Source organism: Chryseobacterium camelliae (genome assembly GCF_030818575.1).
Taxonomy (GTDB): Bacteria; Bacteroidota; Bacteroidia; order Flavobacteriales; family Weeksellaceae; genus Chryseobacterium; species Chryseobacterium camelliae_A.
The window spans coordinates 3,030,423-3,043,181 of record NZ_JAUTAL010000001.1 but is presented as its reverse complement, the minus strand read 5'-3'; the positions used below and the strand labels follow the sequence as shown (position 1 = coordinate 3,043,181).

The 12,759-nt window shown below is 39.0% G+C and carries 16 protein-coding genes and 1 tRNA gene; 16 read left to right on the top strand and 1 reads right to left on the bottom strand.

Annotated features, from left to right (window positions below; genetic code table 11):
• Positions 1–25: 25 nt before the first annotated feature.
• The 4 genes from QE404_RS13910 to QE404_RS13895 all read left to right on the top strand — a co-directional run bounded on the left by QE404_RS13910 (position 26) and on the right by QE404_RS13895 (position 2,196).
• Positions 26–96, top strand: a tRNA-Trp gene (locus QE404_RS13910).
• Positions 97–108: 12 nt separating this feature from the next.
• The gene (gene secE, locus QE404_RS13905) at positions 109–315 is read left to right on the top strand and encodes a preprotein translocase subunit SecE (protein WP_002976410.1); all 207 of its coding nucleotides are present in this window, start codon (positions 109–111) and stop codon (positions 313–315) included.
• A 23-nt stretch (positions 316–338) separates the two neighbouring features.
• Positions 339–881, top strand: a complete 543-nt coding sequence (gene nusG / locus QE404_RS13900; protein ID WP_294205091.1) for a transcription termination/antitermination protein NusG — start codon at positions 339–341, stop codon at positions 879–881.
• A gap of 79 nt (positions 882–960) precedes the next feature.
• The gene (locus QE404_RS13895; RefSeq protein WP_307451422.1) at positions 961–2,196 is read left to right on the top strand and encodes a hypothetical protein; all 1,236 of its coding nucleotides are present in this window, start codon (positions 961–963) and stop codon (positions 2,194–2,196) included.
• Between the two features lie 44 nt (positions 2,197–2,240).
• Here QE404_RS13895 and QE404_RS13890 read toward each other — a convergent pair whose 3' ends face one another.
• Positions 2,241–2,597, bottom strand: coding sequence for a helix-turn-helix domain-containing protein (locus tag QE404_RS13890; RefSeq protein ID WP_307451420.1), 357 nt, complete (start codon positions 2,595–2,597; stop codon positions 2,241–2,243).
• Positions 2,598–2,736: 139 nt separating this feature from the next.
• Between QE404_RS13890 and QE404_RS13885 the strand changes: the two genes are divergently transcribed.
• The 12 genes from QE404_RS13885 (at position 2,737) to QE404_RS13830 (ending at position 12,755) form a co-directional block, all read left to right on the top strand.
• A complete protein-coding gene (locus QE404_RS13885) occupies positions 2,737–3,015 on the top strand; it encodes a hypothetical protein (protein WP_307451417.1) in 279 nt (92 codons plus the stop codon).
• 10 nt (positions 3,016–3,025) lie between these two features.
• Positions 3,026–3,814, top strand: a complete 789-nt coding sequence (locus QE404_RS13880; protein WP_307451414.1) for a GLPGLI family protein — start codon at positions 3,026–3,028, stop codon at positions 3,812–3,814.
• 304 nt (positions 3,815–4,118) lie between these two features.
• Positions 4,119–4,562 carry a 50S ribosomal protein L11 gene (gene rplK / locus QE404_RS13875; RefSeq protein WP_050022254.1) on the top strand — a complete coding sequence of 148 codons (444 nt, stop codon included), beginning with the start codon at positions 4,119–4,121 and terminating at the stop codon, positions 4,560–4,562.
• An 11-nt stretch (positions 4,563–4,573) separates the two neighbouring features.
• Positions 4,574–5,266 (top strand): 50S ribosomal protein L1, encoded by a 693-nt coding sequence (gene rplA / locus QE404_RS13870; protein ID WP_034702035.1) that lies wholly within the window; start codon positions 4,574–4,576, stop codon positions 5,264–5,266.
• Positions 5,267–5,284: 18 nt separating this feature from the next.
• Positions 5,285–5,869, top strand: a complete 585-nt coding sequence (gene rplJ / locus QE404_RS13865; RefSeq protein ID WP_307451409.1) for a 50S ribosomal protein L10 — start codon at positions 5,285–5,287, stop codon at positions 5,867–5,869.
• A gap of 47 nt (positions 5,870–5,916) precedes the next feature.
• Entirely contained in the window at positions 5,917–6,285 is a 369-nt protein-coding gene (gene rplL / locus QE404_RS13860) for a 50S ribosomal protein L7/L12 (RefSeq protein WP_027380919.1), read from the top strand.
• A gap of 165 nt (positions 6,286–6,450) precedes the next feature.
• Positions 6,451–7,098, top strand: a complete 648-nt coding sequence (locus tag QE404_RS13855; protein WP_307451407.1) for a hypothetical protein — start codon at positions 6,451–6,453, stop codon at positions 7,096–7,098.
• A 97-nt stretch (positions 7,099–7,195) separates the two neighbouring features.
• Positions 7,196–9,259: an L-type lectin-domain containing protein gene (locus QE404_RS13850; RefSeq protein ID WP_307451405.1), complete on the top strand. Its 2,064-nt coding sequence runs from the start codon at positions 7,196–7,198 to the stop codon at positions 9,257–9,259.
• 19 nt (positions 9,260–9,278) lie between these two features.
• Complete coding sequence (locus QE404_RS13845) at positions 9,279–9,713, top strand: hypothetical protein (protein WP_307453948.1); 435 nt, start codon at positions 9,279–9,281, stop codon at positions 9,711–9,713.
• Between the two features lie 4 nt (positions 9,714–9,717).
• On the top strand, positions 9,718–9,873 hold the full coding sequence (locus QE404_RS13840; protein ID WP_307453946.1) for a hypothetical protein: 156 nt from the start codon (positions 9,718–9,720) through the stop codon (positions 9,871–9,873).
• A gap of 144 nt (positions 9,874–10,017) precedes the next feature.
• Positions 10,018–10,662 carry a hypothetical protein gene (locus tag QE404_RS13835; RefSeq protein ID WP_307451401.1) on the top strand — a complete coding sequence of 215 codons (645 nt, stop codon included), beginning with the start codon at positions 10,018–10,020 and terminating at the stop codon, positions 10,660–10,662.
• A 926-nt stretch (positions 10,663–11,588) separates the two neighbouring features.
• Complete coding sequence (locus QE404_RS13830; protein ID WP_307451400.1) at positions 11,589–12,755, top strand: hypothetical protein; 1,167 nt, start codon at positions 11,589–11,591, stop codon at positions 12,753–12,755.
• The last annotated feature ends 4 nt before the right edge of the window (positions 12,756–12,759 follow it).

The window sequence follows — 12,759 nt, the reverse complement described above, 5'->3', positions numbered from 1 at the left end:
AAGGAATTGCGGAAGCTTTTTATCTACGGGCATCGTCCAATGGTAGGATACCGGTCTCCAAAACCGTTGATCAGGGTTCGAATCCTTGTGCCCGTGCAAATAATAATTATGAGTTCATTTGTCGATTTTTTAAAAGGTTCTTATAACGAATTCAGACATAAAGTTGAATGGCCGAAGTGGGCTGATCTGCAGTCTTCCACTATTGTAGTGACTATTGCAACCGTTATTCTGGCATTGTTTACCTTTGGAGTTGATGAATTGTTTTCTAAAGCAATCAGCAACATCATAGGAATGCTAATTAACTTGTTCAACTAAAAAAACAAAAGTATTTTCCCATAATGAGCGAATTGAAATGGTATGTGCTGAAAGCCATCAGCGGACAGGAAAATAAAGTGAAAAACTATATTGAGACGGAAATCAAGCGTTTAGGCTTTGAACAGTACGTTACTCAAGTGGTTATTCCTATGGAAAAGGTAATTCAGTTAAGGAACGGAAAAAAAGTTCCTAAGGAAAGACCTTATTATCCTGGCTACCTAATGGTGGAGGCTGACCTTATGGGAGAAATTCCTCACATCATTAAAAATATTCCGGGTGTTATCTCTTTCTTAAGTTTAACCAAAGGAGGAGACCCTGTTCCGATGAGGAAATCTGAAGTAAACAGGATGCTGGGAAGAATGGACGAACTTTCCGAATTTGCCAGCGATGTGGAAATTCCTTATGTAGTTGGAGAGAATGTAAAAGTAATCGACGGTCCGTTCAACGGATTCAACGGTACGGTTGAGAAAATTCTTGAAGACAAGAAGAAAATTGAAGTTTCAGTATTGATTTTCGGAAGAAAAACACCTATGGAACTTAGCTACATGCAGGTAGAAAAAGTATAATAATAAAAACACTCCATATAGTAAGGTAGACATTTGTCTGCCTTTTTTTATTTTTGTATCCACCTATGCCTATCGACAGATGAAAAACATTTCCGCCATACCGCTCATAAAGAAGATCCTTAACTGGAAATTTTTTCTTGTCTGTAACCTGATGATCTTTGTCCTGAAAATTATTTTTTCAGTGAGATCAGGTTTTAAGGCTGAGCATTTCGAGGATTGGTCCATTGCCGAAAATATTGCCGCCTACGGAAGGTATGCCATGGATATGAAGTTTGGAAGTTCTGCCTACAAGCTTCCTGTATATCCTCTCTTTCTGAGTGTCTACATGAAGATTTTCGGGAGCGGGCCTGCAGCCGAGTGGATCATCATTACACAACATCTTTTTTATTTCATTATTCCTGTATTGCTTATCAGGATTTTTCAAAATTTCAAATTTCAGGAAGCAGGATTTTTGGCTGCCTATTTTTTTATTTTCTCACCGGCGTATTTCTATTATTCCAATATTATGGAAGCCACCAATATCTTCTTGCTCCTTTTTACAGGATGGCTGTATGTATATTCAATGATCTGGATGAAGGGATATTCTGTCCGGACACTTTGCCTGTTTTCATTGTTAACTGCTACCGTAGGATTGACGCAGGTTGTGGCTGTGCCAATTATGGCTTTGCTGTTTGTAGTCCTGATACTCTGCCGTAAGATATCCTTTAAAAATGCTCTTATCGTTGCTTTGGGGTCTATACTATTGTATTCCCCATGGGTAATCAGGAATTACAGGGCTTTTGATACCGTAATAGTGAGTAAGTCGCCTGTATGGCAGAATATGTACCTGGGCTACCTTCCGGATTACCAGATTCTTGATTATCGCTTTATTTCGGAAAAACATAAAGAAGAAGTTTTTTCCCGTATAAGCAAGTATAACGAATTTGAAGATGAAAACATTTACAGAAACGAGGTCGAAAAGATTATTCAGCACGATCGGTGGGCACCCTTTAAAAAAGCTGTGAATAATACCATCAGTCTATGGTTTGTCCCTAAAAGGTATTTTGATGATCACAGCTTATCTGTTCTGGTAGGAAGAAAATGCTATGTGATCATCATTAATTTGGCATTGCTGATAAGCCTGGTTTATTTTTACCGTACGAATAAAAAACTTTTTTTCATATTGATTCTGGTTTTTTCGGGATTCACCTTTCCTTATCTTATCGGGCATGCTGCAAACATCAGGTTCAAGCTTGACTTTGAGTGGATCCAGACTGCTGTCATCGCTTTGTTTGTCGCTTCGTATTTTTTTAAAAGTTCTTATAATGAATTATAATCTTTACTTTCAATATAAATAAAGACTACTTTTAAGTGGCTTTTTTATGATTTGAGAAATTTATCAATCATTTTTGTTAATAATGAAATTTGATCATCTTTGCTTTGTAGTAGCTTTTCATAAACTTCTTTACTTTCAACCGTCATATTTTGTACTACTCCGTTTGAATGATCATAGTTATTTTGATTTTGAATAGTAATTTTATCGGTATCAAAGAAATCTATTATACTTGTTTCTAGGATTTCAGCTATCTTATGTAATCTGTCAACTGTTACTTTAGTATCTTCGTTTTCCAGTCTTGCATAAGAGGCTTGACTTATATCTAATACATTAGCCATATACTCCTGTGAAAATCCTTTGGACTCTCTTATCTTTCTGATATTAAAACCAATATTATTCATATTCTGTATAATTTCATACGTAAATTGAATACAAATATACGTATTATATTAAATATCATAAAGTCAGTTCGTATAGGTTTGTAATATAAAATTTCGCGAAAAATTATTTGAAATATTACTAACTTTAAACCTACGAATTATGAAAAAATTATTAACAGTTGCTTGTATAGTATGTGGAACAATATCAGTGTTTTCTGCAACTAATGAAGAAGCTAGTGTAATTGAAAACAAAAATTTATGTAAAATGATGTTGATCTATGATCCTATAATACCTATTACTTCTTCATGCGGATATACAGAATATATTGATTTAGCCGGTTCTCCTATATCATGTCTTGAGGTTGAAATTAATAGAATGGAAGAAGAGTGTGCTGCTCCAGTTGAAGGATCGGGATATGCATATAATGGTTATTCTTAATAATTGATTTGTGAAGTCTATTTTATTTTTTTTATCTGCTGTCTTTATTAATACTTTTCTTTTTGGGCAAAATGGTGGAAGTAAAAATTTATCTGAAATGGAGGTGAAGTATACATATACTTTTGTTCGTGATACTATTGATTCAGATCAAAGTCATAGAGCAATTGAAACTATGATCTTAGATTTAAATACGAATTCTTCAATCTACTATAGTGAAGGTTTTATGAAAAGACGCAGGGCTCTTGAAAATATTGTTAATACAGCCAGAAGTTCAAAGGTATCCGCTGAAATTAAAATTGAAAATTTACCAAAATATACGATTGGATATTCTGTATATAGGAATGGTACTCAAATTTATGTTACAAATAATTTGTACAGGGATTTCTATACTTTTGAATCTGCATTTTTAAAATGGAATGTAGATTTTAATGAAGTAAAGAATATTTTAGGATATAAATGCTATAAAGCAACTACAATATTTAACAAAAGATTGTATACTGCTTGGTATACGAAGGATATTCCAATTTCAGAAGGACCTTATAGATTTAAAGGTTTGCCAGGGCTAATCTTAGAGCTTAGGGATAAGAAGGGATTGGATACTTTTCAGGCGGTGGAAATTGAGAAAAAGCAGGTTGAGATTATTCCTCTTCAAAAAGGAATTCCTGTTACGAGAGAACAATATATTCAGAAACGTGAAGAATTTAGGAACAATCCTTATCCTGGAAGAATAATGGATAAAGTAAAAAAGGAACAATTAATGGAGATGAATAAAAAGAATAATAATCTTATAGAAAGATAAAATTTAATCAAACTTTATAGGGTGGCCGTCTCACAACTTGTGAAAACGGCCTTTTTTATGATTTTTATCGGCCTCCTGTTGTAGACTGGTGCTCATCAAGACAATCCTCAACCTACATTATTGAATCGTGAGATTGACCTTTTATTTTATAATCTTTCTAAAAATCAGTCGATTAATTTGCTAATTAAAAAATATTTTATACTTTTGCAATCCGAAAAGTAGGCTTATCTAATGTGAGAATGGATAACCTACTGAATAATAATGCTTCCAAACTCATTCATTATTCAAATTTAAAAAACAAACAATGGCTAAAAAAGTCTTTAAAATGGTAAAGCTTCAGGTGAAAGGTGGCGCAGCTAACCCTTCTCCACCAGTAGGTCCAGCATTGGGTTCTGCAGGTGTGAACATCATGGAGTTTTGTAAGCAATTTAACGGAAGAACCCAGGACAAGCCAGGTCAGGTTTTACCTGTAGTAATTACAGTATACGAGGACAAATCTTTTGAATTCGTAATTAAAACCCCGCCTGCAGCAATTCAGTTAATGGATGCGGCTAAGATCAAAGGAGGTTCCGGTGAACCAAACAGAAACAAAGTAGGTTCTGTAACTTGGGATCAGGTAAAGAAAATCGCCGAAGATAAAATGGCTGACCTTAACTGCTTCACAATGGATTCTGCTCTTTCTATGGTTGCAGGTACTGCCCGATCTATGGGATTAAGAGTAACAGGAACTAAACCAACTAACGCTTAAAACTTAGAGAAATGGCAAAATTGACTAAAAAGCAAAAGGAAGCTTTAAGCAAAGTAGAAAAAGGAAGAATCTATAACCTAGAAGAAGGTTCTGCTCTTGTAAAAGAAGTAAACACAACTAAATTTGATGCTTCTGTAGATATCGCTGTAAGACTTGGGGTAGACCCAAGAAAAGCTAACCAGATGGTAAGAGGAGTAGTATCCCTTCCTCATGGTACCGGTAAAGATGTTAAAGTATTGGCATTGGTAACTCCGGATAAAGAAGCTGAAGCGAAAGAAGCAGGTGCTGATTATGTAGGTTTAGACGAGTACTTACAGAAAATAAAAGAAGGCTGGACAGATGTTGACGTTATCGTTACTATGCCGGCTGTAATGGGTAAATTAGGACCATTAGGTAGAGTATTAGGACCAAGAGGTCTGATGCCAAACCCTAAATCCGGTACTGTTACCATGGAAATCGGTAAAGCGGTTACTGAAGTGAAAGCAGGTAAAATTGATTTCAAAGTAGACAAGTACGGTATTATCCACGCTGGTATTGGTAAAGTATCTTTCGATGCTGCCAAAATCAAGGAAAATGCTCAGGAACTGATCTCTACACTGATCAAAATGAAGCCTACTGCCGCTAAAGGAACTTATGTGAAGAGCATTTATTTGTCTTCTACCATGAGCCCGGGTATTGCAATTGATACTAAATCTGTTAACTAATTATAAATCCTTAAGACAATGACAAAAGACCAAAAAGTTGTAGCAATACAAGAGATCAAAGATTTGCTTCAGGATGCTAAAGTAGTTTATGTAGCAGATTTGGAAGGTTTGAACGCTGCTAAATCTTCTGACTTCAGAAGACAGGCTTTCAAGCAAAATATCAAAGTGAAAGTTGTTAAAAATACGCTTTTACAAAAAGCAATGGAACAAATGGAAGGAGTAGATTACTCTGAAATGTTCCAGTCTTTCAAAGGTAACTCAGCATTAATGATTGCTGAAACTGCCAATGCTCCTGCGAAATTAATCCAAGGGTTCAGAAAGAAAGAAGAAAAGCCGGCGCTTAAGTCTGCATTTGTTCAAGAAACATTCTATGTAGGTGACAATAACCTGGATATGTTGGCTAACATCAAATCCAGAGAAGAAATGATCGGTGAAATCATCGGATTACTTCAGTCTCCAATCCAGAGAGTGGTTTCTGCTCTTCAAAACAAACCTGAAACCGTAGAAGCCAAAGCTGAAGAAGCGGCTCCTGCTCAGGAAGAAACCCCAGCTACCGAAGCTCCGGAAGCTGCTGCAGAAGGAGAAACTCCGGCTGCTGAATAATTACACTCAAAAAATTAAATAAATAATCAACAACAAACATTACAACAATGTCAGATTTAAAAAATTTAGCTGAAACGCTAGTAAACCTAACTGTAAAAGACGTAAACGAATTAGCTGCTATCCTTAAAGATGAGTACGGAATCGAGCCTGCTGCTGCTGCAGTAGTAATGGCTGGTCCTGGTGCTGGTGAAGCTGCTGAAGAAAAGACTGAATTCGACGTAATTCTTAAGTCTGCAGGTGCTTCTAAATTAGCTATCGTTAAATTGGTAAAAGATTTAACTGGTGCTGGTCTTAAAGAAGCTAAAGATATCGTAGATGGTGCTCCTGCTCCAATCAAAACTGGTATCTCTAAAGACGAAGCTGAAGCGCTTAAGAAGCAACTTGAAGAAGCTGGTGCTGAAGTAGAATTGAAGTAATTAGTTTACTTTATACATCATAGAGCTGTCCTGAATTAAGGACAGCTTTTTTTTGCATTAAAAAAAGGTTTTATTATTGTTAATTTGAAAATATACTTAAATTAATAATGATTTAATGTTAAATATTCGGAATTTATAAGTAAATTTGCAATAAGTTCCCTGTTGTTGAAAAAAAGAATACAAACGTTCCCTGTCCGTGTTCCCAATACCGCCTTTCCACCCGGATTGAAGGGATTTGCTGTGGTTATTCTGCTTCTCTTTTTTGGACCTTTATATTCACAGGAAGGGGTTGGGACAACTCCTGTTATAAGTCTTCATGAGGATGCCAAGATATATTCTGCTGATCCTAATTTAAACAGGCAGCTTATTTCGCAGGGGAATGTGGATTATAAACTGAATGCGGGTAAGAAGGGTGTCGTGTTCAACGCAAAGAATACATCGTTCCGTAAGAAGGTTAAAAAACTACAGTCAAAGATTTATGTCCGGAACAAAGACCAGGAAAGCTTACAAAAAATAAAGCAACAGGTCTCCAATTTTGAAAAGCGTAAAAAATCTTTTGATCTTTACGGTATTCATTCCTTTCCTTCCCCACACGAATTTCTTTCTTCTTCTTATTTTAACCGGGATTATACAGTTCCTACCCGAGACTCCAACGACTTTTCAAAAATAATTTTCCAGGATTATAATAACCTGGCCAGGATTCCGCTGGATTATCTTTATCCCCGGGAATACCATTATTACAACAATAATCCCCTGGATTTTTGTTATTCCAGTGTGTACTCTGTGAGGCCACCGCCCGTCGCCTTACTTTAACAGAAACAATTTCTAAAGTTTTTATTATGGCTTTTTCTTAAAGAGAAAGACACACACGATCTATTACCTTATGATAATTAAATACGTTTTTACACAAATGAAAAATACAGCAATACTTTTAATGGTATTGATGGGGCACATTGCTTTTGCACAGTCCACTCCGTGCACGGCTAAGGCAGAAGGAGCCCCTATTTACAAAAATGATTTTGGAACTGGAAATGCAACAACTACAGATGCCAATGTCGTAGGACATTCTTATCAGGCTATTACTCCTCCTGACGGTTCCTATACAGTTACCCGGTCACTTGCCCAAACTGAAATGTATACCCGGACCGACCTTACCGGAGACAAGGATGCCGGATATAATACAATTACCGCCGGGTCCACAGATGGCAGATATTTGATGATCAATATCGATTCCCCCGGAACAGTTAATCAGGCTATTTACCGTATCGGCAGTGTAAGTGTTGTACCCGGACAAGAATACCGGTTTAGGCTCGATATGGCAGGATTATGCAATAGCTGCAGTGACGTTCCTAATTTACAGTTGAGTATCAAGGATACCAACAACAACACTCTTGCCAGCGCTAACTCAGGCAATCTGGGGATGGTTAATGATGATGTATGGAGAAGGCTCATGCTTTCGTTTACACCTACTACATCTACTGTTAAACTTGAAATCGTTAATCTGCAGGCTAACGGAAATAATGGGAATGATGTAGGGATTGATAATATTGTCTTTACTCCTATTGAATGTGATTCGGATGGGGATGGGATTGCCAATTCTCTTGATCTGGATGACGATAATGACGGTATCGATGATTGTACTGAAAAAGGATTTGATGCCAACTCTTCAGTGAGCACCATTTTCAAACTCAACGGCAATGCTACACAGGTCAATTCAAAACAGGTTAGGCTGACCGAAGCACTGACTAACGAGGCAGGACAAATGTGGTCTTACGGAAAGGTAGACTTCACCAAGAGCTTTACGTTGAGCTACGAGGCCAATTTCGGAAGCAGTGATGCCGGAGCAGACGGAATTGCAACGGTATTCCATAATTCACCAGCAGGCGTTAATGCTGTTGGAGCTTCAGGTGGCGGATTGGGTGCTCTGGGAATCCAGAATGGCATTGTATTGGAGGTAGATACTTATGATAACGGAACCGGCGTAGGCGATATTCCTAATGACCACGGCCAGATCTGGGCTTCTGCCAGCCAGAGTGGCGCTAATTTACTGACGACCGCAGTAGATCTTGGAAACGTTGAAGATAATACGTGGAGATCTGTTGTGATTACCTGGGATTTTCCCACTAAGAAGCTATCGTATACGGTGGGTGGTGTTTTAGCAGGAGCTTATACTTTCCCGTCTTCTAATCCTATAACCAGCTATTTTGGCGGAGCCAGTAAAGTGTATTTCGGATATACCGCATCTACGGGAAGCGCGGTAAATGAACAAAGTGTACGATATACCGATTTCTGTTCCCAGCTTCCGCTGGAACTTGATACAGATGGAGATGGTATCCCGAATCACCTGGATACGGATTCCGACGGTGATAGCTGTCCGGATGCCCTTGAAGGTGCAGAAAATGTATCCTATACTATGATTTATCCAATGACGTCATCCACATATCCCGGACAGATCAGGGTAAGGTATGACGGGGTAACTGTAGGCACGCCGGATCAGATCATCAGTACCGCATCTGCGGCAAACGGTATTCCACAGGTGGTTAACAATGCGGCAAACAATACCAATTCAGGGATCGGTTTATCAAACGTTCAGGGAGCTGCTGATGTTGGCTTCAATACCATTGGGCAGGGTGTAGGTACTTCCCAGAATGCTTCCCAGAAAGATCTGGACTGCAGATGCTTCCGTCCTGCTACATCGCCCGGGACAGGAGGTTTGTCAACTTCGTATGGAATAACAGCACTTCAGAGAGGAGGCGCTAACAGCGGTGGCTGGCCGATGAAGATCACGGGAGCTCTTATGGTCTTGGATGCCAAAACTAACGGATTTGTTATAAACAGGTTAACTACTACTCAGATCAGTCAGCTTACTGCTGTAAAAGGCATGATGGTCTATGATACAACTGCCAACTGCCTGAAAATTTATGATGGTACTGTTTGGGCATGTTATACACAACAGACTTGTGACCAGTTTTAATATTTAAAGATTTATGAAAATGAAAAAATTTATAGCATTCATGATGATTCTGGGTTCAGTGAAGGGCTGGAGCCAGATTACAATCGGTAAAACCGATAATTCGGCTGCCCCTTCTAACAGTTCCGTATCCCTGGAACTGGGAAATGCCACCGGAGGCGCCAAAGGACTTGTGCTGCCTTGGGTAACTTCTGCTGCTGCTGTAGTGGGAACTTCCCCTACACCGGCTCCTGCACTGGGTACACTGATTTTTGATACTTCAGTACAAAAAGTGATGTACAGGAGAATTGTTTCAGGATCAACAGTTTGGGAAGATCTTTCGAGAGGTGCTCAGACACCGGTATCGTCCAGTATTCCTGATTCCAATGCTGAAAATATTTCAGCCAAGGTTATTATCGGAGGGGTTCCGGCTTCGGACGCCACAAGAGGTGTGCTGGTTTTTAGCGGATACCAATAAGGCTATGGTTTTGCCAAGGGTAAGTTCGGTGGCTGACATTGTCAATCCGAGCGCAGGAATGATGGTGTACGTAACCGGTACTTCTAACGGGACAGGATCCAATGCCAATCAGCTTGCTGTTTTCAACGGAAGAGAATGGTCGTTCTGGGCAAAACAGTGATATAATAAATATTGTACTACCAAGGCTGTCTCTTATGAGGCAGCCTTTTTTGCCTCTTCTATCTGCATGGGTTGTTAATGTATAAAAAACCATTTTAACTTATGTAAGGATATTTAATCCTACAGATATAAATGACTATCTTCAATGAGACATAAATTACTGTTTGTGATGTTTTTTATTGTCAGTCTGTTTTACGGACAGGACAGCCTTCAGGTAACAAACTGCGGCGAACAGCTGAAATCATTCTACCTGGGTATGGATGTCCTCCATAAATGGCAGTCTGGGCAGCACATCGACTGGCAGACAGGCGAGCCGGATGATCCTGATGCTGTTTCAGGAATCAGAACGCATTGCAGCGCATTTGTAGCAGCAGCTTGCGAACGGATGGGAATTTACATCCTCAGACCTCCTGAACACCGGCAGGAACTGTTGGCCAATGCTCAGTTCAGCTGGCTGAATTCAAAACAGGCAAAAAATTACGGTTGGCACCGTATTGATACCAATGTTCTGTACGAGGCTCAAAGGTTGGCGGATCAGGGGTATATGGTTGTAGCCTGTGCTCAGAATCCGGACAGGCATAAGCCGGGGCATATTGCACTGGTAATGCCTTCAGACAGATCTGGCGAGAACCTCAGAGAAAATGGTCCTGTACTTATTCAGGCTTCAGGAAAGAATTCCGTTGACAAATCCTTCCGGGATTCGTTCCGTCATCATATCTCAGACTGGAATACTTTTTCAGATGATGTACGTTTCTATTATAACGACAAGAACTTTAACTGCCAAAGATAAACCCACAAATACAACCAAATCAAAATCCCAGGTATGATATAAGTTGCTGGTGGATAAAGCTATATCATTCATTATAGCAGTGATATGATTTAATTTGCTTTTCAAACAACAACCATAATCCAATATGAATTAACAAAAAAACAACATATTTGTTTATATTTAAATATTTGGCAATTTATTTTGTGTTTTATTGATTATTATTTCTTTGATTGAAATTTTTATTGAAAAAATTTTGTATAAATATTTTTTTTATTAAAAAGTTACTATATTTGTATGTACAAAAACACACAAATTGAAAAGAATTTATTTTCTTTCCTATAGCCCTATTGCCGTCTGCTCAATAAGGAGATTGACGGTATCAGTTATAGGAAACATGAGCACGAAACCAGGGCTGCTGTTCCAACAGCCCGTTGCATCATTTTTTCCTTCCATACTGTCTGGAACTCTATACACGCAGTTTTGGAAAAAACAAGATTCTCCCTCAGAATCAGGATATCTAAAAACCTTCATTAATGATCTGTACCTTAATGGTAGCAGAACTGTATTACAACCATCATTACGCAGTAATATGGATCATTCCGGATCTTTATTGCATGAAAAGGTCTGTTTGAAGTCTATGGCTATCTGTTTTACAGGACTTTACTCAAGAATTTTTGTTAATCCCTTTCTGTCAATTGCAATAGGAAGTTATAATACTGTAATAGGTTTGTTATTTCAGCCTAAAAAACCTTCTTTATTACCGGTTGACTGATAATATAGTGTTCTATATATAAAATTCCGGACCAGTATACCTTCTGCTTCGGATTAGCACCACCTTTATTTCTACCACCATATACTGTATTAAATATTGTTTTTCCATAAAAGGAAGAGCATGCTTGCTGCGTGACATTGAGCCAATATATAAAAACAACAAATATCATTAGAAAATGAAAAACAAATTATTTACAATCGCAGCATTGTCTATGAGTATCTGGGCATGCGCACAAGTGGGTATCAATACTTCGGATCCTCAGGCTACCCTTGATGTGGTAGGCTTTCCATCTGTAACGACAAAATTAGACGGGGTTATTGCCCCGAGACTTTCCGGTTACCAGCTGAGGCAGAAGACCTATACCGGGTCACAGACAGGAGCTCTTGTATACGTAACTTCGGCAGACGGCAATCCAGATGGACAGACTGCCAGTGTCTTATCCGCAGGTTATTACTATTTTGACGGTTCCAAATGGTCGCAGTTAGGAGCGGACTGGCATACTATGGGAAATATAGGAACTTCAGCCACCACATCTGCACTGGGAACGGATATTACATCCGGGAATTACCTGGGAACGGCAGATGATCAGAAGCTCATCCTGGCGACTAAAAAAAATGTAAAAGGAATTCTGGATTCCAATGGGAATTTCCAAGGCGGAAATATGAATGCTTCCGGGCCATATGCTTCTTTTACCTGGGGCTCCAATAATACGCTGGGGAATACCGCCTCCTCCAATATTGCTTTAGGAAGAGAAAATACGGTGTATGCCCAGGGGGCCAATTTTCCGGGTATAACCATTGGTATGAAGAATAAAGCAGGCAGCGGTGCTAAATTAATCGGAAATAACAATTATGGAATCGGAGCCAATACCCTGGTATTCGGAAATGGAAATGGGAGTGATACTTTTGATGTAGCAGGCATTACTGTTGGGAACGGTAATACCAATGACGGCGGAATTATTGTGGGGAGCGGAAATACGGCTGGCACAAATACGATGGCTTTTGGTGCCAATGCATCAGCCAGCGGCAGTTATGCACTGGCATTCGGGTTTTCTGCACAGGCATCTGCAAGCCAGTCTGTGTATGGAAATACAGCGCATGTCTTTTCCGGGCAGGGTGCGGCAGGTACTGCTATTACCGATGTAGGGGTGAATATGGTTCCCAATGAAAATAATTTTGCGGACCTTGAAGTAAGCAAAGCAATTCTTATTAAGGCGAGTACGAGACCTGCATGTAATGCTTCAAATGCCGGGACCATTATTTACGAGCTGTCAGGGAACACAGGCAGTTTTGTAGGCTGCAAACAGACCGGGGCCAATACTTTCGCCTGGCAGACCCTTTAACAAA

Excerpts from the sequence above, each read along its gene's own strand:
- QE404_RS13840 (WP_307453946.1), top strand. The coding sequence starts at position 9,718 with ATGGTTTTGCCAAGGGTAAGTTCGGTGGCTGACATTGTCAATCCGAGC.
- QE404_RS13850 (WP_307451405.1), top strand. The coding sequence starts at position 7,196 with ATGAAAAATACAGCAATACTTTTAATGGTATTGATGGGGCACATTGCT.
- QE404_RS13835 (WP_307451401.1), top strand. The coding sequence starts at position 10,018 with ATGAGACATAAATTACTGTTTGTGATGTTTTTTATTGTCAGTCTGTTT.
- rplL (WP_027380919.1), top strand. The coding sequence starts at position 5,917 with ATGTCAGATTTAAAAAATTTAGCTGAAACGCTAGTAAACCTAACTGTA.
- QE404_RS13830 (WP_307451400.1), top strand. The coding sequence starts at position 11,589 with ATGAAAAACAAATTATTTACAATCGCAGCATTGTCTATGAGTATCTGG.
- QE404_RS13845 (WP_307453948.1), top strand. The coding sequence starts at position 9,279 with ATGAAAAAATTTATAGCATTCATGATGATTCTGGGTTCAGTGAAGGGC.
- QE404_RS13885 (WP_307451417.1), top strand. The coding sequence starts at position 2,737 with ATGAAAAAATTATTAACAGTTGCTTGTATAGTATGTGGAACAATATCA.
- QE404_RS13890 (WP_307451420.1), bottom strand. The coding sequence starts at position 2,597 with ATGAATAATATTGGTTTTAATATCAGAAAGATAAGAGAGTCCAAAGGA.
- QE404_RS13895 (WP_307451422.1), top strand. The coding sequence starts at position 961 with ATGAAAAACATTTCCGCCATACCGCTCATAAAGAAGATCCTTAACTGG.
- secE (WP_002976410.1), top strand. The coding sequence starts at position 109 with ATGAGTTCATTTGTCGATTTTTTAAAAGGTTCTTATAACGAATTCAGA.
- rplJ (WP_307451409.1), top strand. The coding sequence starts at position 5,285 with ATGACAAAAGACCAAAAAGTTGTAGCAATACAAGAGATCAAAGATTTG.
- nusG (WP_294205091.1), top strand. The coding sequence starts at position 339 with ATGAGCGAATTGAAATGGTATGTGCTGAAAGCCATCAGCGGACAGGAA.
- rplK (WP_050022254.1), top strand. The coding sequence starts at position 4,119 with ATGGCTAAAAAAGTCTTTAAAATGGTAAAGCTTCAGGTGAAAGGTGGC.
- rplA (WP_034702035.1), top strand. The coding sequence starts at position 4,574 with ATGGCAAAATTGACTAAAAAGCAAAAGGAAGCTTTAAGCAAAGTAGAA.